Raw genomic sequence first — 17,726 nt, 5'->3', positions numbered from 1 at the left:
CCGCTGGTCACTGCGAGCCGTCTGCACCGAACTAGGCATCCGGCAGAAATTTATCAAACCCCACTGCCCCTGGCAGAACGGCAAAGCAGAACGCTGGTCGGCGTGCCGTAAGTCGGTCCGCCGCTGGTGGGTTCGCCGTAGCCGGGACCTCCGCCGCCGTACACTCGGCCGCCCGGCCGCTCCTGCGGTTGCATGGCAGGCATAGTCGCCTATCCCGGCACCCGATCGCCAGTGGGGGGTCGGAACGTGCGCCGGTACGTGGTCGGCGACACACCGATCGCGGCGTGCAACTGCTGCCGCAACGCGGCCGCCGTGCCGAAGCCGGCGTGCCGGGCGATCTGGTCGACGCCGAGGTCGGTGCTCTCCAGCAGCCGCCGCGCGTGGTCGGTGCGCTGCCCGAGCAGCCAGCGGGCGGGGCTCACCCCGGTCTCCTCGCGGAAGCGCCGGGTGAACGTCCGCACGCTCATGTTGGCGTGCGTCGCCATCGCCGAGAGGGTCAGCGGCTCGCCGAGCCGCTCCAGCGTCCACGACCGCGTGCCCGCTGTGGACGCCGCGCCGTCGCCGGCTGGCAGCGGCCGCTCGATGAACTGCGCCTGGCCGCCGTCCCGCCACGGCGGCACCACGCAACGCCGGGCGGCGTGGTTGGCCACCGCGACGCCGTGGTCCCGGCGGATCACGTGCAGGCACAGGTCGATGCCAGCGGCCACGCCGGCCGAGGTCAGGACGTCGCCGTCGTCGACGAAGAGCACGCCCGGGTCCAGGTCCACGGCGGGATGCAAACGGCGGAACCGATCCGCGTACGCCCAGTGCGTGGTCGCCCGGCGGCCGTCGAGCAGGCCGGCGGCCGCCAGCACGAACGAACCGGTGCAGATGGACATCAGCCGGGCACCGCGCGCGTGCGCTTTTCGCAGTGCTGTCGCCACGGCCGGGTCGACCGTGCCCTCGGTGAGCGCCGGCCCGTCGTGGATGCCCGGCACGATCACCGTGTCGGCCGTCTCGGTCAGGGCCAGGTCGTGGTCGGGGTGCACGGTGTAGCCGGCGGTGCAGCGGACCGGTCGCCCGCCGGACGTGCACATGTCGACCTCGTAGAACTGCTGTCCGGCGGCGTCGCGGGCGGTGCCGAAGACTTGCGCGGGGGTGCCGAGGTCGAGGCCGACCACGTGGTCGACGGCGAGGACGGCGATGCGGTGAGCCATGGCCGAATTATTGCGCATGATGGCTGTCGGGCCACTCGCGGCGCGTACGCCTGGTCACGCATGCTCTTTCCCGTGCGCCGTCTCGTTCACCCTGCCTGGATCGTGGCCGCCGTCGCCTTCGTCGCGCTGATCGGCGCGGCCGGGTTCCGCGCCACGCCGAGTGTCCTGATCCACCCGCTGCACGCCGAGTTCGGCTGGCCGCTGGCGACCATCTCCGCCGCCGTGTCGGTCAACCTGCTGCTGTTCGGGCTCACGGCGCCGTTCGCGGCGGCCCTGATGGACCGGTTCGGCATCCGGCGGGTGGTGGCGGCGGCGCTCGTCCTGGTGTCGCTGGGCAGCGGGCTGACGGTGTTCATGCGGACGAGCGCCGAGCTGATCCTGCTCTGGGGCGTGCTGGTCGGGGTCGGCGCGGGCTCGATGGCGCTCGCGTTCGTGGCGACCGTCACGGGGCGCTGGTTCGTCAAGCGGCGCGGCCTGGTCACCGGCGTGCTCACCGCCGCCGGCGCGACCGGGCAGCTGGTGTTCCTGCCGCTGCTGGCGTACCTGGTCGAGCAGTCGAGCTGGCGGACCGCCTCGCTGGTGGTCGCCGGTGCCGCGCTGGCCGTCGTACCCCTGGTGCTCTGGCTGTTGCGTGACCACCCCAGCGACCTCGGCATCCCGGCCTACGGCGCGACGGAGGTCGTGCCGCCGGCACCGGCAGGCGGCGCGGCCCGGCGGGCCCTTTCCGCCTTGCGGGACGCGTCCAAGACCCGGGCCTTCTGGCTGCTGGCCGGCGGGTTCGCGATCTGCGGCGCGACCACCAACGGGCTGGTCGGCACGCACTTCATCCCGGCGGCGCACGACCACGGCATGACCGAGACGACGGCGGCGTCGCTGCTCGCGCTGATCGGGCTGTTCGACATCGCCGGCACGATCGCCTCGGGTTGGCTGACCGACCGGTTCGACAGCCGCGTGCTGCTCGGCGCGTACTACGCGCTGCGCGGCGGCTCGCTGTTGCTGCTGCCGGCGCTGTTCGGCGACGCCGTGCGCCCGTCGATGGTGGTGTTCATCCTGTTCTACGGGCTCGACTGGGTCGCGACCGTGCCGCCGACCGTCGCGCTGTGCCGCGAGTACTTCGGCGACCGCGGTGCCGTCGTGTTCGGCTGGGTCTTCGCGTCGCACCAGGTCGGCGCCGCGCTGGCGGCGTCGGCGGCGGGCATCGTCCGCGACCGGCTCGGCAACTACGACCTGGCCTGGTACGTCGCGGGACTGCTGGCGATCGGCGCCGCGGGCCTGTCGCTGATGCTGTTCCGGCGCCGGGGGGCGCTCGGGTTCGCCACCCCGGCTATGGCTGGAGCACCCGGATCAGCTCCACGGTGACCAGCGCCTGGAGCCGGCCGAGCGGCGTGCCGTCGCGCGCCAGTTGCTGGCCCTCCAGCCACACCTCACCGTCGTAGAAGTTGGACAGGTCCTCGCGCACCTTTTCCACGCGCAGGAACAAGGTGTGCGGCGAACCGGTGAACTTCCAACTGCCTGGTGGGCATTCGATCACATTCCCAGCGTCGATCATGATTGCCGCCCCAAGACTGCCGGTGGATTTCGCCGCTTCCGACTGGCCATGAGTTGAATGTTGGGCTTGACCCTTCCCAAACGCAATGTTGCGGAGCAGAATTCCGCCCACGCGGTATGAAGACGCAATGATCTGTGGGTGTCCACTACGGAAACGCTGTTCGGGGGAGGAACGAACATGCCGACCGAAGACCACGGTTCGACAGTTCCACGGCGCCAACTCGGCCGATACCTGAGAAGGGCTCGCGAAGATGCCCAGGTCACGGTCAAGGCGGCGGCCGACGCGCTCGAATGGTCGACTCCACGGATCTGGCGTATCGAAAACGGCACAGTAGGCATGCGCGCCCTCGACGTCAAGGCCATGTGCGAACTCTATGGCGCGTCGAGCGATCTGACCGAGGCGCTGATGGGCCTCGCGCGGGAGACGAAAGCGAAAGGCTGGTGGCAGTCGTACGGCGACGCGCTGCCGTCCTGGTTCGAGCTTTACGTGGGCCTCGAGGCGGCCGCGCGGCGGCTGCGTTATCTGCAGACCGACATCGTGCCGGGTCTGTTGCAGACGAAGGCGTACACCCGCGAAGTGATCGCCCTGGACGACCCGGAGCTGTCCGCCGAGGAGCAGGAGCGGCGGCTGGCGGTCCGGATGGAGCGGCAGAACCTGTTGGATCGCCGGCTGCCGCCGCCTCCGTCGCTCGAGGTCATCATCAGCGAGGCGGTGCTGCGGCGTCCGCTGCGGGATGCGTCGGAGATGGCTGGTCAGTTGCGCTATCTGATCGAGGCCAACGACCGCCCGAATGTCACCGTGCGCTTACTCCCGTTTTCCGCGGGTTTGCATCGCTGGGCATCGGGCGGCGGTTTCGCGATTCTCGACTTCCCCGAACAGCGTGGCCGGGATCCGGAACCGCCAACGGTCTACAGCGACGGCCCGACCGGCGCTCTCTACCTCGACAAGACCCGAGAGGTGGATATGTACGAGTCAATCTGGCGAAGCGCTTCCGAGAGGGCATTAGACAGTGCACAATCGACTCGCGCAATCCGGGCGCTTTCGGAGGAGTTGTACAATGAGTGACGAAGCAGTCACCTGGACGAAGTCCACTTACAGTGGTGCTAACGGCGGATGCGTCGAATGGGCAACGCTGGGCGCCGAAATCGGCGTACGCGACTCGAAAGACAAGACCGGCCCCGTCCTCACCTTCAGCCGTACGGCCTGGCAGACGTTCGTGAACGCCACCAGCCGCGGCGATTACCAGCCGTAAGTCACCGCTCGAGACCGTCGAACCCGGGTCCGTCGTACCCGGGTTCGACGGTGTTCAGTTTTTCAGAGCAGCTTCCAGGTGTGCTGTTCCGTGGCGACCAGGAGGCGGACGTCGGCGGTTGCGCAGATGGCGTGCCATTCGCGGTCTTCGAGTGTGCTGACCAGGAGGTACGCCTGCGGGCGGCCCGCCGTGTCCAGGCGGTGCCGGTAGTCGAGGATCTCGCCCAGCCCCAGGCGTAGGCGGTCCGACTCGTTGGGGCCCAGGATGCTCTTCGCCTCCACGATGTGCAGGCGGCCGTCCGGGGTGCGCCAGGCCAGGTCGGCCGTCGGGGCCGTCGGCTGGAACGGCTTGATGCCGACCTCGTTGAGTTTCGTCATCAGCAGCACCAGCAGGCGGTCGTGTTCGTCGCGGGCCGCCTCGTGTGCCTCCGGGTTGACCGCCTGCCATTCCGGGAAGGCGCCGGGGGTGTGGCGGCCGGGCTGGTCCCGTGGTTCGAGCGGCTGGTCCAGGGGGTCCGGGAGGGAGAGCGCCTCCGCCGCGGCCCACGCCTCCTCGGCCAGTTCCGGGTCGTAGCTCTTCTGCCACGCGAACTGGCCGCTGGCGACCAGGCGGGCGTTCATCAGGCGGATCGCCTCTGCGACCGCGGGCTGGTCCAGGAACCAGAGCAGGCCGTCGATGTCGGGGCAGTGGTAGACGATCGCGTCCTCGGCGAACGTACGCAGGTCCGTGGTGCGTTTCGCGATGCCGAACTTGGCCAGGTCTTCCTTGCGCAGCTCCCCGCTGGTCAGGGCGCGCGCGATCGGCGATTCGGCCATGCGGAACGCCGTGGTGATGCGGCCGTCGTCGAAGTAGCTGATCTCGGCCGCCCAGCACATGCCGACGGTCAGGCGGAACCAGCGCTCGGCGCCGTTCGCGTACGGGGTCAGCAGCCAGTGCTGGCCGGCGGACTCCGCGGCGGCCGGCACCGTGGTGCGGATGACGATGCCGGCGATGCCGAGGGCGACCTCGCGCAGGCTCTTGGCGTCGGCGTCGTTGATCGCGCGGATCAGGCCCGGCAGCCGCGGGACGGCCGAGGGGAGCGCGCCGAACGGCTGCGGCTCCGAGTCCGCGCGGACCACCCACTCCGCCAGCGCCTCGCGCGTCATGTAGGACCAGAAGCCGGAGGTACGGGTCGCGAACTCGGCCGCCAGCGACTGGCTGTTCATGGCACTCCGAAGGGGCTGGTTGACCTGGACGTCAAGGACACGGGAAATGCGATGATTGCAGTCAGGCTCCCGGTCTCTCCACATTGTCCTTCCTTCGGGGGACTGGTCCGGGTCGCGGCGTTTCTGCGCTGGTTTTCGGCGCGGCTTTTCAGCGCGGCCAGACGGCGAAGTCGAAGGTGTTGGCGCAGAGCACGTGCCGCGGGCTCGTCACGCAGGTGGGCGGGGTGGCCCAGTCCTCGGCGCGACCGATCACCCGGGTGTGCCCGGTGAGCGCGTCGAAGAGGCCGATCAGCTGGCGCTGCGGGCCGTCGTACCGCCAGACCAGCAGTTCCGAACCGTCGATAACGCCGAGCGCCCGCCACGGCGCCGTCTCCGCGCGGACCTGGCCGTTGCGCGGGTCGGCGACCGCCGTGTCCGGCCCGTGGAAGCCCTCGAACGTCCCCGCGACGAACATGTGCTGCTCGTCGACCGGCACGGACAGGTAGCGTTTGTCGGCCTTCCAGGCCCGCCGACCGGTCACCCGGTCCAGCGCGACCGTGCCGCGGTCGTTGATGTGGCAGATGTACCGGCCACAGTCGCCGAACGCGGAGAAGATTCCGATCACCGGGCTCGGCTGGCGCCAGAGGAACCGCCCGTCGCCGGCGTCGTGCGCGGTGATCATGCCGGCCGGGTCGACGACCAGCGCGGTCTCGCCGACGACCGTCGCGCTGGCGGCGGTGGCCGGCTCCGGCACGTCGACGACGATGCGGCCGCTGGTCAGGTCGCGTACCCGGAGATGCCCCGGAAGGACCTCGACCTGGTCGGTGCTCAACGGTCCGGTGATCCCGGCGACCGTCGCGGTCGGCTCCATCTCGACGGTCCAGCGTGGAGCGCCGTCGGCGATCGCGAGGCCGCGCAGCGGGATCCTGTTGTCGCTCAGCGGGCCGCTGACCACGAGCACGTCGGCGGCGCGGGCGACGAACCGGGTCTGGCGCTGCCAGACGACGTCGCCGGTGCGGGCATCGAGCACCTCGACCAGGGGTCGCTGGCCGACGTCCACGGTGGCCACGGCGAGCCGGTCGCCGCCGAGGACCTCGAGGGTGGCCAGGCCGACGACGCGCCGTGACCAGAGCTGGGTGCCGCTGTCGAGCTCGTACGCCCGGACGAAGTTGTTCCCGGAGACGTACGCCCGCGTGCCGTCGAGGGCCATCGCCTCCGCCGTGCCGACCCGCTGGAAGATCGGATCGAGGGAGTCCGGCCGGGCGATGCCGGCGAAGTAGACACCGGCTGCGAGCGCGATCGTGAGGGCGGCGACGGCGAGCCGGGTCCGGGTGCGCCACGGCCTCGGTTCGGGCGGTTGCCAGTCGGCGTCGCGGTTGATCTCGATGACCTGGGCGTGGACGACATGGGCGTGCCGGCCGGGTGCCTGGCCCGGCCAGACGTCGACGTCGCCGCTGCTGGCCATCTGCCTGCAGTTAAGCGCGGGGACCGCTGGGAATCCATGAGCCGAACGGCGGACGTTAAAACTCCCGCACCGCGGCGCCGGTGCCCGCCGCGGTCGGGAGTGTGACCGTCTCCCGCCGGTGCAGCCCGGGGGCAGTACATCGACGAGGACCTGGTTAAAGAATCCCCTGCCCGGTGAATGGATGTGCCAAACCTCGTTCGTGGCATTAATCAGCCGGGTATGGATGGTGCATGGAGCACTTCACGATCGCCGCGGTCGCCGAGAAGAACCCCGATTTCCGCCGGGTGCTGGCGACCGGCAAGCACACACAGCTCGTCATCATGACCATCCCGCCGGACGGAGAGATCGGCGAGGAGGTGCACGATCACACGGACCAGCTGCTGACCTTCGTCAGCGGAGTCGGGGAGGCCCGGGTGGCGGGGGAGCGGAAGCCGGTCAACCCCGGTGATCTGGTCTTCGTCCCCGCCGGCACCAAGCACAACTTCGTCAACAAGGGTCCCAACCCATTGGTCCTCTACACGGTGTACGGGCCGCCCGAGCACTCAGCGGACGCGGTGCACCGGACGAAGGAGGAGGCGGACCGGCTGGAGGAGAGCGGCCAGGACGAACCACCGGCCGCGTAGTCGGTGTGGTTGTCTCGTGGCCGGCTTCTCCCGTCGGCCGGCTTGTTCAGTTGGCCGGCTTGTTCAGTCGGCCGGCTTGTTCGGTCGGCCGCGTTAGCCGGCTTCTGCCGTGGGCTGGCTTGTTCGGTCGGCGGTGTCAGCCGGCTTGTTCGGTCGGCCGCGTCGGCCGGCTTGTTCAGCCCGCGTCGATTCGGAGCCAGTCCTTTGTGCGGCGGCCCGGTGTGTAGGCGGCGTCCCGTCGTTTCGCGACCACGCCGGGCAGGCCTTGTTCCTTGGCGGCGGCGAGAGCGAACTCGCCGCCGCCGTGGAACGACGGCGGGGTCTGCCAGGCGGGGCCGTTGAGCGCGAGGCCGTCGAGGAGTTCCCGCCGCTGTGCGTAGGGCAGGTCGGTCGTGCGCTTGCCCTCCAGCCAGAGCAGGTCGTAGACCAGGTAGCTGATGACGAGCCCCGGCGGCGGCCGGCGACCGGCGGCGGTGGCCGGGGCCGGTCGGACGCGGCCCTGGCGGTCGAAGGCGACGATCTCGCCGTCGAGCACCGCCTCGGTGGGTGCGAGGGCCGGGCCGATCTCCCGCACCGCCGGGTAGGCGTTGCTGATGTCCTGGTCGGACATCGACATGAGACGGACCCGACCGCCTGATACGTACGCGACCGCGCGCGTGCCGTCCCAGCGCATCTCGAAGTCCCAGTCATCGTCGTCTTCCGGCAGCGCGTCGGCCGGGGTGGGCCTCGACGGCCGGATCAGCTCGGGCAGCGGCTCCCAGCCGTCCACCGGCGGCGACATGCGGCGGATCATCCAGTCCTCGCGCTTGCCGGGCTCGGGCCGCCCGGTGCGGAACAGCACGTAGCGACCGGACGCCCGCGAGCCGTGCAGGGTGAACATGACCTCGTCGGGCTTCCACTTCTCCGTCTCGTAGGTGCCGGTGTCGAAGACACTCATGCGGCCACCGCCGTACTCGCCCGCCGGTATGTCCCCGTGGAACGTGAGGTACTCCATCGGGTGGTCCTCGGTGTGCACGGCAAGGTGGTTGCGGGTTTGGTCGCGGGGCAGCCCGCGGGGCACGGCCCAACTGACGAGCACGCCGTCGCGCTCGAGCCGCAAATCCCAGTGCAGCGCCCGGGCATGGTGCTGCTGGATCACGAAGCGGTCGTTGCCGCCGGGCGCGGGCGCCTGGTCGGGGACTGGCTCCGGTGTGCGTGCCGCGTCACGCTTACGGCGGTATTCCTCCAGCCGGTCGGCCATGGCGATATTGTCCGGGATGGGCCGGCGCCGCGCATCGCCGCGTACGGGCATGCCAACCTGAGGGGCGGGTAGGGAAGGTCATGACCTCATCGACCGCACAACCAACCGTGAAGCTGCCAGGCGACGTACGGATGCCGCTGCTCGGCTTCGGCACCTGGCAGGCCCACGGCGAAAGCGCCCACCGCGCGGTGTCCGCGGCCCTCGACGCCGGGTACCGGTTGATCGACACCGCGACGGCGTACGGCAACGAGGACCTGGTCGGCCGCGCCGTCGCCGACAGCTCCGTGCCCCGCGAAGAAATCTTCATCACCACCAAACTCCCGGCCGAACGGGTCGGCCGCGAACAGCGCACGATCGACGAGAGCCGGCGCATGCTGGGCGTGGACCAGCTCGACCTCTGGCTCATCCACTGGCCGCCGCACCGCGGCAGCCTGGTCGACACCTGGCGCCGAATGATCGAGATCCGCGACGCGGGCCAGACCCGCACGATCGGCGTCAGCAACTACTCGCTCGCCCAGATCGACGAGCTGATCGCCGAGACGGGCGAAGCCCCGGCGGTGAACCAGATCAAATGGGGCCCGCGCCTGTACGACAAGGCCGAGGTACAGGGCCACCACAAGCGCGGCGTGGTGCTCGAGGGCTACAGCCCGTTCAAGACGACCCGCCTGAACGACCCGGTCCTGACCGGCATCGCGGAAGCCCACGGCGTCTCCGCGGCGCAGGTGGTCGTCCGCTGGCACATCCAACACGGAATCGTCGTGATCCCGAAGTCGTTAACGCCGGCCCGCATCCGCACGAACGGTGACGTGTTCGGCTTCGACCTCTCCGACGAGGAGATGGCCAACATCGACGGGCTGGGCCACTAGCCGCTCCGCCGTCCCGCGCCGCGGCGAGCGGCAGCCGCCTCGCCGTGTCAGAGTGGCGCGCCGCCTGGACATCGGATCCGGCCGCCGCGGGCACGCCGATCATCGCCTGGCCGAGGACCATCGCGGCCAGCGGTGGCATCCAACGCGGCGCCTCACCGGCCGGACCGTAACCGCCGACGCGGCCCGAACTGTCAGCCGCCGCAGCGAACGTCGGCATGCTCGTCATGCCCAGCCGTCCTAGCGCGTGAGGACGGCCGGCCGCGGTGGCTAGGGCGTCGTTAGGGAGTTGCGCATCGGGTAGTCCTTCAGCGTTATGGCGTTGGCGGCGGCCTGCATGTTGCCGGTCATCGCGCTCTTGCCGGGCAGCTTCGTCATCGCGCGGATGACCTGGTTGCGTAGCCAGATGCCGGCTCGCGAGCCCGGAGCGAAGCCGCTGTCGCCGCCCGGTGGGCGCTTGAGGTTGCGGGTCACGTAGTCGTGCATGCCCGACTCGTAGCCGCTGAACGCCGTGGTCGGGTCCGGCGCGGTGGCGAGCTCGCCGGCCAGGACGTAGGCGCCGACCAGCGCCATGCTGGTGCCCATGCCGAGTGAGCCGGCGAACGCCGCGTCGCCGAGGAGTGTGACGCGGCCCTGGGACCAGCGGTCGAGCCGGGTGGCGCCGCCGCGGTTGAAGTAGAAGTCGTCGGCCGGCCACATCTGCTCGATGAGATGCGGGATCTCCCAGCCCGCGCCGGCGAAGACCTCCGCGACGAGTGCTTTCTGCGCGGCTGTGTCGCGGCGGTCGTGGCCGAGATCGGGCGAGTGCCAGGAGAACATCGCGCGGACCTCGCCGTCGCGGCCGACGGGGTAGAGGAGCAGCACCCGGCCACCGACGCCGTTGCCCGCCGGCAGGTTGTACATCATTTCCCAGCCGTCGAGCGCGAGCGACGTGCGGGCCGCGAAGAACGAGCCGTACATCCCCATGTCCCGGACGGTCTGCCGGTCGCCGCCGAAGGTCAGCCGGCGTACGCCGGAGCGCAGGCCGTCGGCGCCGACGACCACGTCGAAGGTGCGCGGCGACGAGCGGTGGAACGTGGCCGTGACGCCCTCGGGTCCGTCGTGCAGCGCGGTGATGTGGTCGTCGAAGACGAACTCGGCCGCGGACGCCGACTCGCGCAGGATGCGCACCAGGTCGCCGCGGAGGATTTCGATCTCGGCGACCACTCCGCCGGAGTCGCCGAAGTCGTCGCCGGACATGCGGGCGACCGGTGCGCCGCCCCGATCGACGTACATGATGCCGTGGGTTCCGGTGTGTCGTGCCCGGATGTCGTCGAGGATGCCCATCCGGTCGACGACCGTGCGGGCGGCGCCGCGGATGTCGATGGCCTGGCCGCCCGAGCGGAGGGCGGGGGCTCGCTCGACGACCGTGGTGTCGATGCCGTGCCGGCCCAGCCAATGAGCCAGTGCGAGCCCGCCGATGCCGGCTCCGGAGATGAGGACGTTCATGTGGTCTGCCTCCCGTTCTCGGTGGTGCGTGTACAACGTACAGCACACTGCGTACGTTGTATAGCGCACTAGCTACCCACGTGGTACGGTCCTCCTGCGCACTAGTACAGAGGAGGCGGGACGGTCATGGTCGAGGAAGCGCCCTACCGGCGGATCGCGGCGGAGATCCGGGAGCGCATCGCGCGTGGTGACCTCGCGCCCGGCGATCGCATCCCGTCGACGCGCGAGATCACCCGCGACTGGGGTGTCGCCATGGCGACGGCGACCAAGGTGATCAACGCGCTGCGCGAGGCCGGCCTGGTGGAGACTCGCTCCGGCGCGGGCAGCGTCGTGATCGACCGCAGCAGTCCTCAGGTCGAGGTCGTCATCCAGCCCGACGTCCCGGCACACGCGGGCGGTTTCCACGTGGCCGCGTCCCCACGACTCCGCCGGGCCGGCGAGCCCGAGCTCAACCGCGACAGGGTTGTCAGTTCCGCCGTCGCGATCGCCGACGCCGAGGGCCTGTCGATGCTGACGATGCGCCGCGTGGCCGCCGACCTCGGGGTCGCCACCATGTCCCTGTACCGGCACGTCCCGAGCAAAGAGGAGCTGATCCTCGCGATGATCGACGCAGTGTTCGGTGAGAACCCGCTTCCGGAGGAGCCGCCCGCGGACTGGCGTGCCCGCCTGGAGACGGCGGCGCGGCAGATGTGGCAGTCGTTCGCCGCCCACCCGTGGGCGGCCGAGCCGCTATCGCTGACCCGGCCGCAGCTGCTACCCAACGTGCTGCCCTACTCGGAGTGGAGCCTGGGCACGCTACGTGAGCTTGGGTTCGGCGTCGACGAGATGATGCACATCCACCTGAGCCTGTTCGGCCACGTGCGCGCGAGCGCGCTCAACCTCGACGCCGAGCTACGCGCGCGTGAAGACACCGGCGTCACCAACGACGAGTGGGCCGACCAGCACGGCGACGAGCTCGAGGCGGTGCTGAGCGCGGCGGCGGAGCGGTTCTCGGCCCTGCGCTACGTGGCCGAGCGCGGGTTCGACTACGACATCGCGGCTGTCTTCGAATCCGGCCTGCGGCTGCTGCTCGACGGCGTCGCCGTGGCGCTGGCCCGCCGGGAGGTGAGCGGCGATGAGCAGGTGGACCTGTCCGTCGTGTGAGCGGGAGTTCGGCCGCACCAGGCAGTCGCACGTCTGCGTGCCGGCCGGCACGATCGACGAGACGTTCGCGCCACACCGACCCGAGTGGCGCCAGGTCTTCGACGCGATCCTGACGCACGTGCAGGACCTGGGCCCGGTCCACACCGACGCGGTCAAGGTCGGCGTCTTCCTCAAGACCGACCGCACGTTGGCAGAGGTACGCCCACGGGCGCGCGCGGTCGACCTCATGCTTGTGCTCCCACATGAGATCGACAGCGAACGGATCCGCCGCACGATGCGGGTGTCGGCCGACCTGATCGCCAACGTGGTCGCGCTCACCGAAGCACAACAGGTCGACGAGGAGGTCCGCGCGTGGCTGACCGAGGCCTACGACGCGGCGTCCGGCTAGGGCTTGGCTTCGGGGCGTGACACCGCAACTCTGACGTCGTCACCGCGGGCGAGCCCGCGGGGCGGTGGGAGGCGCCGCCGGTGCAGCACGCCTGGTTCGTGGAAGGAGCCCAAGGTGCCAGGTTCGAGGAGCGGCCACGCGCAGATGGATGCGCCCGTCGTGGGCGGTGCTCGCGGCGAGACTCACCGCGGGCACGCGCCCACGACCGGCGTGGCCGATCGGTCAGCCCACCGTGCAGGCCGACCCGTTGAGGGTGAACGCGGACGGCGACACGTACCCGCCGCCGTGCGTGCCCTGGTAGCCGAAGCTCGTGCTCGCTCCGGCGGCCAGCGCGCCGTTCCAGGCCAGGTTGCGAGCGGTCACCGCCGAGCCCGACGTGGTCACGGTGGCGTTCCAACTGCTGGTGATCGCCTGGCCGCTCGGGAGGGTGTAGGTCAGGGTCCAACCGTTGATCGCACCCGTCCCGGTGTTGGTGATCGTGACGTCGGCGGTGAAGCCGTTGTTCCAGCTGTTCGACACGTACCGGACCCGACAGCCGGAGCCGCCGCTACCGGATCCCGTGGTGGTCACGGTCCGGCCCGGCGAGGCGGCCGAGACGTTGCCGGCGGCGTCCCGGGCGCGCACCGAGAACGTGTAAGACGTCGACGCCGACAGCCCGGTCGCGGTGTACGAGGTGCCGGCGGTCGTGCCGACCAGCGTGGCCGTGCCGCTGCCCTGCTGGCGGTAGACGTCGTACCCGGTGACCCCGACGTTGTCGGTCGAGGCCGACCAGGAGAGCGCGACGCTCGAAGCGGTCACCGTGCCGGCCGTCGGCTGGCCGGGCGTCGACGGTGCCTGGGAGTCCGGGCCCGGCCCGGTGCCGCCCCCGTTCACCGCCGCCGAGAAGCTGCTCACGCCGAGGCCGACGCCGCCGTTCCAGGGTTCGAAACCAGCCTGGATGCTGGTCAGGTACCACGAGTTGGTGATGGCCCCACGCGATCGCACGTCCGCGATGAAGTCCAGCACGCTGAAGTTCCAGGAGCTGATCGGCGACGGCGCCACGTACGAGATGACGTTGTTGGATCCGTTGCTGCCCCGCCAGACCTCCCAGGTCCGGCCGCCGACCGTCGCCGAGCCGACGACACTGCCGATCGGCTGGATCGGGCCCTGGCGGTTGAACCAGATCATGATCTCCATCTGGCTCACCCCGTCGGTTCGTGGCGTGGGGTCGAGCCAGATGTCGTACGACGCGTTGTAGGTGCCGCTCGCGTAGGTGTAGTTGATCGAAGAGGTGGCGCTGCTGATCTGGCTGACCTGCATGGGCAGGTTCGTGCCGGGCGAGCAGTTCGTGTAGTGGCAGCCGAGGAAGACCGACGGGTACGACAGCGGCGCGCCGTTGGTGGCCGCCGAACCCTGCTGCGCGGTGATGCTGAAGCCGGTGTCCGTGACGTTGATGCACTGCTGCGCGCTCGAGCCCCAGCGGTTGTTCTGCACCACGTATCGGCCCTGGATGGTGGTCGAGCCGTACTGCTCGCAGATCTGCGTGTCGGCCTGGGCCGGCGACGCCACGGCGAACATGCCGCTCGCGACCAGGGCGGCGGTCACGGCGGCGCGGACAAGTCGGCGCATGCTGCTCCTTCCGAAGTCAAGGGAGGAGATGGGAGCGCTTCCATCGAGATTAGTTCATGTTCGCGACGCTGGATAGAGGTGCCGACAGCGAGTAATGTTCTGGCTTCAGTGCGTGGCCCCTCGACCACCTCGGAGGCTCCGTCCACATGCTCCCGTCTACGCTGCGCGTCCTCGTCGTCGGCGCCGGCATCGCTGGTCTCGCCGTGGCCCGGGCGCTACGCCTGGCTGGCTACCGCCCCGAGGTCGTCGAGAAGCTCCCCGCCACCACCGTCCCCGGCGCCGGCATCTTCCTGCCCGGCAACGCCGCACGGGCGCTGCGGGAGTTGGGCCTCGACGAGCCGGTCAAGCCACTCGGTGAGGTGGTCGAGCGACAACGCTTCCTCGACGAGCGCGGCAATCAGCTCTGCGCGGTCGACCTCGGCAAGCTCTGGGCGGGCGTGGGGGAGTGCCGTGCGCTGCCGCGCGCCGAGCTGCAGCGGGTGCTGGTGGCGGCGGTGGACGGCGAGGTCCGCTACGAAACCGCGCTGGCCCGGCTCGACGTGGACACCGACGGCACTGCCGCGGCGACGTTCGGTGACGGTTCGGTCGCTTCGTACGATCTGGTGGTCGGCGCCGACGGCCGCAAGTCCGCGGTCCGTGCCCTCGCCGCCCTCGGCGGTCCGGCCCGACCGGTCGGCCAGATCGTCTACCGCAGCGTCGTCACCGGCGGACCGCCGATTGCCGACTGGACCGCGCTGCTCGGCCTCCGCACCGCCTTCATGGTCACGCCGATGGGCGAGGGCCGGCTCTATCTCTATGCCGACGAGCCGGGCACCAGCCCGCCGGCCGACCCGCTCGGCCGGCTCCGCGAGGTGTTCGGCGGGTTCGGCGACCCGGTGCCCGACATCCTCGACGCGGTCGACAAGGTGCAGGTCGCCCTGACCGACGAGGTCGAGATCGCCTGCTGGTCGCGCGGCCCGGCGGTGCTGGTCGGCGACGCCGCCCACGCCACGTCGCCGACGCTGTCGGAAGGCGCCGCGATGGCGTTCGAGGACGCGGTGGTCCTGGCCGAGGCGCTTACCGCGGCGGGCTCGGTGTCGGACGCACTCCGCCGCTACGAAAGCCGGCGCCGCCCGCGCACCAAGTGGGTGCTCGACCGCACCCGCGACCGCGACCGCACCCGCGACGTGGAGCCTGCCCTCCGCGACCCGCTCCTCCGGGGCCGCGGCGACCGCATCTTCCGCGAGCACTACCGCCTCCTCGTCGACCCGGCCTGACCACCATGCGTTGGCGCCGGTGCCGCCGGCTGCCACGACCGCCGCGAGCAGAAAGGCCGCGGCGACGGCAGAAGGACGGCAACGGCATGTAGCTGTGCCCCGAGCGGTCTGTAGCGGTGCGGGGGGCTGGGTTGGCGATGCGGCAACAGGTGCCGCCGAACACCGCGTCCGGCGGCAGGTATGGCGCCCGCTTGCGGCGGTGCAACGACGACGCCAACATGTGCCGGGCGGTGGGTTCGGGCCGGGGCGCTGACAAGTTGCCGTGGCGTTGCGAGAACAGCCGGTTGCGGGTTGTCGCGGTGCCGGTTGACAGCCGCGAGACGCCGTTGCCTGGCGTCGTGACGGCCGTTGCGCCGCTGTGCGACGGAGGCTGCCCCGGTGGCAGCGAGGACGCGAACGAAGGTCGACCAGCGCGCAGGAAAGAACCTGCTCGCGGTGCAGATCGAGCCGCCCCGTGACGCCCCGCGGACGTTGCGTGACGAGTGCACATGGACGTCGGACCGGCACCTCTTAACCGAGCACCATCCAGCCCCGACCGGCACGGGGGCATCAGAGAGGTTTTCACCACCCAGCGGGGGACCTCTGAGATGCGAGGACTATTCTGCCTCCGACACAGACAGACGATGCGGAGGCCTGTGGTGACCACCGTTGCACCGAAGCCGATCGTGACCCGGCCCTGGCCGGTCCGCCAGCCGGTGAAGGGCTCGGCCTTCGCGCGCATCCTGCGCACGACCGACGCGAAGCAAATCGGGATCATGTATATGGTCACGAGCTTCGTGTTCTTCCTCATCGGCGGGTTGATGGCGCTGCTGATGCGCGCCGAGCTCGCTCGCCCGGGGATGCAGTTCCTGTCGCCGGAGCAGTACAACCAGCTGTTCACGATGCACGGCACGATCATGCTGCTGTTCTTCGCGACGCCGATCGTGTTCGCGTTCGCGAACTTCGTGGTGCCGCTGCAGATCGGTGCGCCGGACGTCTCGTTCCCGCGGCTGAACAGCTTCGCCTACTGGCTGTACGCGTTCGGCGGCACGATCGCCCTCGGTGGCTTCCTCACCCCGGGCGGCGCGGCCGACTTCGGCTGGTTCGCCTACACGCCGCTCAGCGACATCGAGCACACCCCCGGCGTCGGCGCCAACATGTGGATCGTCGGCCTGGCCATCTCCGGTCTGGGCACGATCCTCGGTGGCGTCAACATGATCACGACGATCCTGACGCTGCGTGCGCCCGGCATGACGATGTTCCGGATGCCGATCTTCACGTGGAACATCCTGGTCACCAGCCTGCTGGTCATCATGGTCTTCCCGCTGCTGGCGGCGGCGCTGTTCGCGCTTGCGGCGGACCGCATCCTTGGCGCCCATGTGTACGACGCGGCGACCGGCGGACCAATGCTCTGGCAGCATTTGTTCTGGTTCTTCGGCCATCCCGAGGTCTATATCGTCGCGCTGCCGTTCTTCGGCATCATCAGCGAGGTCATCCCGGTCTTCTCCCGCAAGCCGATCTTCGGCTACAAGGGCCTGGTCGGCGCGACCATCGCGATCGCGGCGCTGTCGATGAGCGTGTGGGCGCACCACATGTTCGCCACGGGCCAGGTGCTGCTGCCGTTCTTCAGCTTCCTGAGCTTCCTGATCGCCGTACCCACCGGCATGAAGTTCTTCAACTGGATCGGCACGATGTGGCGCGGCCAGCTGAGCTTCGAGACGCCCATGCTGTTCGCGGTCGGCTTCCTGGTGACGTTCCTCTTCGGCGGCCTCACCGGCGTCCTGCTCGCGAGCCCGCCGGTCGACTTCCACGTGTCCGACTCGTACTTCGTCGTCGCGCACTTCCACTACGTGCTCTTCGGCACGATCGTGTTCGCCGTCTACTCGGGCATCTACTTCTGGTTCCCGAAGATGTTCGGCCGGATGCTCAACGAGCGGCTGGGCAAGATCCACTTCTGGCTGACCTTCATCGGCTTCCACACGACGTTCCTGGTGCAGCACTGGCTGGGCAACGAGGGCATGCCGCGGCGGTACGCCGACTACCGGCCCAGCGACGGCTTCACCACGCTCAACGAGGTCTCGACGATCGGCGCCTTCGTCCTGGGCATCTCGACGTTGCCGTTCCTCTACAACATCTGGAAGTCGTACAAGGCCGGCCCGATGGTCCTGGCCGACGACCCCTGGGGCTACGGCAACTCGCTGGAGTGGGCGACCTCGTCCCCGCCGCCGCTGCGCAACTTCGACCGGATGCCGCGGATCCGCTCCGAGCGCCCCGCGTTCGACCTGAAGTTCCCGGAGCTCGCCGCCGGCCGCTCGGTCGCCGGCCCGCCGGAGGGCGGCGCCAAGCCGCTGACCAGCGAGTCGGACGGTGGCGCGCGATACGAGGAAGACACCGCGAGCGATGCTCACCGACTCGTCCAGGGTCAGCCGGTCCGCCGGGTCGGGTGTTGTCGCGGCGGCCACGATCGGTTCCGGCAGCCACGGACCGACGTA

Annotated in this window: 16 protein-coding genes and 1 pseudogene; 10 read left to right on the top strand and 7 right to left on the bottom strand. The window is 70.1% G+C overall.

Annotated elements, in window-relative coordinates; all coding sequences use genetic code 11:
* A pseudogene (locus tag AB0H87_RS22185) lies at nt 1-100 on the top strand (IS481 family transposase); the annotation flags it as partial.
* A gap of 109 nt (nt 101-209) precedes the next feature.
* On the opposite strand, the gene AB0H87_RS22180 reads toward AB0H87_RS22185, so the two are convergent.
* Entirely contained in the window at nt 210-1,214 is a 1,005-nt protein-coding gene (locus AB0H87_RS22180) for a DJ-1/PfpI family protein (protein ID WP_360148576.1), read from the bottom strand.
* A 42-nt stretch (nt 1,215-1,256) separates the two neighbouring features.
* Here AB0H87_RS22180 and AB0H87_RS22175 point away from each other — a divergent pair, with 42 nt between their 5' ends.
* Nucleotides 1,257-2,555, top strand: a complete 1,299-nt coding sequence (locus AB0H87_RS22175) for an MFS transporter (RefSeq protein WP_360148574.1) — start codon at nt 1,257-1,259, stop codon at nt 2,553-2,555.
* Here the strand turns inward: AB0H87_RS22175 and AB0H87_RS22170 are convergent.
* Nucleotides 2,521-2,745, bottom strand: a complete 225-nt coding sequence (locus AB0H87_RS22170) for a hypothetical protein (protein ID WP_360148572.1) — start codon at nt 2,743-2,745, stop codon at nt 2,521-2,523. The genes AB0H87_RS22175 and AB0H87_RS22170 overlap by 35 nt on opposite strands.
* A gap of 177 nt (nt 2,746-2,922) precedes the next feature.
* Between AB0H87_RS22170 and AB0H87_RS22165 the strand changes: the two genes are divergently transcribed.
* Together AB0H87_RS22165 and AB0H87_RS22160 are read left to right on the top strand one after the other, a co-directional pair.
* The gene (locus AB0H87_RS22165) at nt 2,923-3,810 is read left to right on the top strand and encodes a helix-turn-helix transcriptional regulator (RefSeq protein ID WP_360148569.1); all 888 of its coding nucleotides are present in this window, start codon (nt 2,923-2,925) and stop codon (nt 3,808-3,810) included.
* Complete coding sequence (locus tag AB0H87_RS22160) at nt 3,803-3,997, top strand: DUF397 domain-containing protein (RefSeq protein ID WP_360148566.1); 195 nt, start codon at nt 3,803-3,805, stop codon at nt 3,995-3,997. Before AB0H87_RS22165 ends, AB0H87_RS22160 begins: the two co-directional genes overlap by 8 nt.
* A 62-nt stretch (nt 3,998-4,059) precedes the next feature.
* Here the strand turns inward: AB0H87_RS22160 and AB0H87_RS22155 are convergent, their stop codons facing one another.
* The gene (locus AB0H87_RS22155) at nt 4,060-5,202 is read right to left on the bottom strand and encodes a hypothetical protein (RefSeq protein ID WP_360148563.1); all 1,143 of its coding nucleotides are present in this window, start codon (nt 5,200-5,202) and stop codon (nt 4,060-4,062) included.
* 148 nt (nt 5,203-5,350) lie between these two features.
* Nucleotides 5,351-6,646 (bottom strand): PQQ-binding-like beta-propeller repeat protein, encoded by a 1,296-nt coding sequence (locus AB0H87_RS22150; RefSeq protein ID WP_360148560.1) that lies wholly within the window; start codon nt 6,644-6,646, stop codon nt 5,351-5,353.
* A gap of 230 nt (nt 6,647-6,876) precedes the next feature.
* On the opposite strand from AB0H87_RS22150, the gene AB0H87_RS22145 reads away from it, so the two are divergent.
* Entirely contained in the window at nt 6,877-7,269 is a 393-nt protein-coding gene (locus tag AB0H87_RS22145; protein WP_360148557.1) for a cupin domain-containing protein, read from the top strand.
* A gap of 175 nt (nt 7,270-7,444) precedes the next feature.
* Here AB0H87_RS22145 and AB0H87_RS22140 read toward each other — a convergent pair whose 3' ends face one another.
* Entirely contained in the window at nt 7,445-8,509 is a 1,065-nt protein-coding gene (locus AB0H87_RS22140; RefSeq protein WP_360148554.1) for a DNA polymerase ligase N-terminal domain-containing protein, read from the bottom strand.
* 80 nt (nt 8,510-8,589) lie between these two features.
* Here AB0H87_RS22140 and AB0H87_RS22135 point away from each other — a divergent pair, with 80 nt between their 5' ends.
* Nucleotides 8,590-9,375 carry an aldo/keto reductase gene (locus tag AB0H87_RS22135; protein ID WP_360148551.1) on the top strand — a complete coding sequence of 262 codons (786 nt, stop codon included), beginning with the start codon at nt 8,590-8,592 and terminating at the stop codon, nt 9,373-9,375.
* A gap of 267 nt (nt 9,376-9,642) precedes the next feature.
* Here AB0H87_RS22135 and AB0H87_RS22130 read toward each other — a convergent pair whose 3' ends face one another.
* Entirely contained in the window at nt 9,643-10,860 is a 1,218-nt protein-coding gene (locus AB0H87_RS22130) for an FAD-dependent monooxygenase (RefSeq protein WP_360148548.1), read from the bottom strand.
* Nucleotides 10,861-10,986: 126 nt separating this feature from the next.
* Between AB0H87_RS22130 and AB0H87_RS22125 the strand changes: the two genes are divergently transcribed.
* Both AB0H87_RS22125 and AB0H87_RS22120 read left to right on the top strand, forming a co-directional pair.
* Nucleotides 10,987-12,003, top strand: a complete 1,017-nt coding sequence (locus AB0H87_RS22125; protein ID WP_360148546.1) for a TetR/AcrR family transcriptional regulator C-terminal domain-containing protein — start codon at nt 10,987-10,989, stop codon at nt 12,001-12,003.
* Nucleotides 11,975-12,391 (top strand): DUF5655 domain-containing protein, encoded by a 417-nt coding sequence (locus AB0H87_RS22120; protein ID WP_360148544.1) that lies wholly within the window; start codon nt 11,975-11,977, stop codon nt 12,389-12,391. The genes AB0H87_RS22125 and AB0H87_RS22120 overlap by 29 nt, the downstream gene beginning before the upstream one ends.
* 222 nt (nt 12,392-12,613) lie before the next feature.
* On the opposite strand, the gene AB0H87_RS22115 is transcribed toward AB0H87_RS22120, so the two are convergent.
* Entirely contained in the window at nt 12,614-13,999 is a 1,386-nt protein-coding gene (locus AB0H87_RS22115; protein WP_360148541.1) for a cellulose binding domain-containing protein, read from the bottom strand.
* Between the two features lie 146 nt (nt 14,000-14,145).
* On the opposite strand from AB0H87_RS22115, the gene AB0H87_RS22110 reads away from it, so the two are divergent.
* Together AB0H87_RS22110 and ctaD are read left to right on the top strand one after the other, a co-directional pair.
* Complete coding sequence (locus tag AB0H87_RS22110; protein WP_360148538.1) at nt 14,146-15,255, top strand: FAD-dependent monooxygenase; 1,110 nt, start codon at nt 14,146-14,148, stop codon at nt 15,253-15,255.
* Between the two features lie 638 nt (nt 15,256-15,893).
* Nucleotides 15,894-17,726 (top strand): cytochrome c oxidase subunit I (ctaD, locus tag AB0H87_RS22105; RefSeq protein WP_360148535.1); only part of this gene is annotated, 1,833 nt, incomplete at its 3' end.

Origin of the sequence: Asanoa sp. NPDC050611 (genome assembly GCF_040654855.1) — a bacterium.
Taxonomy (GTDB): Bacteria; Actinomycetota; Actinomycetes; order Mycobacteriales; family Micromonosporaceae; genus Asanoa.
This window is presented reverse-complemented; position numbering and strand designations above follow the sequence as displayed.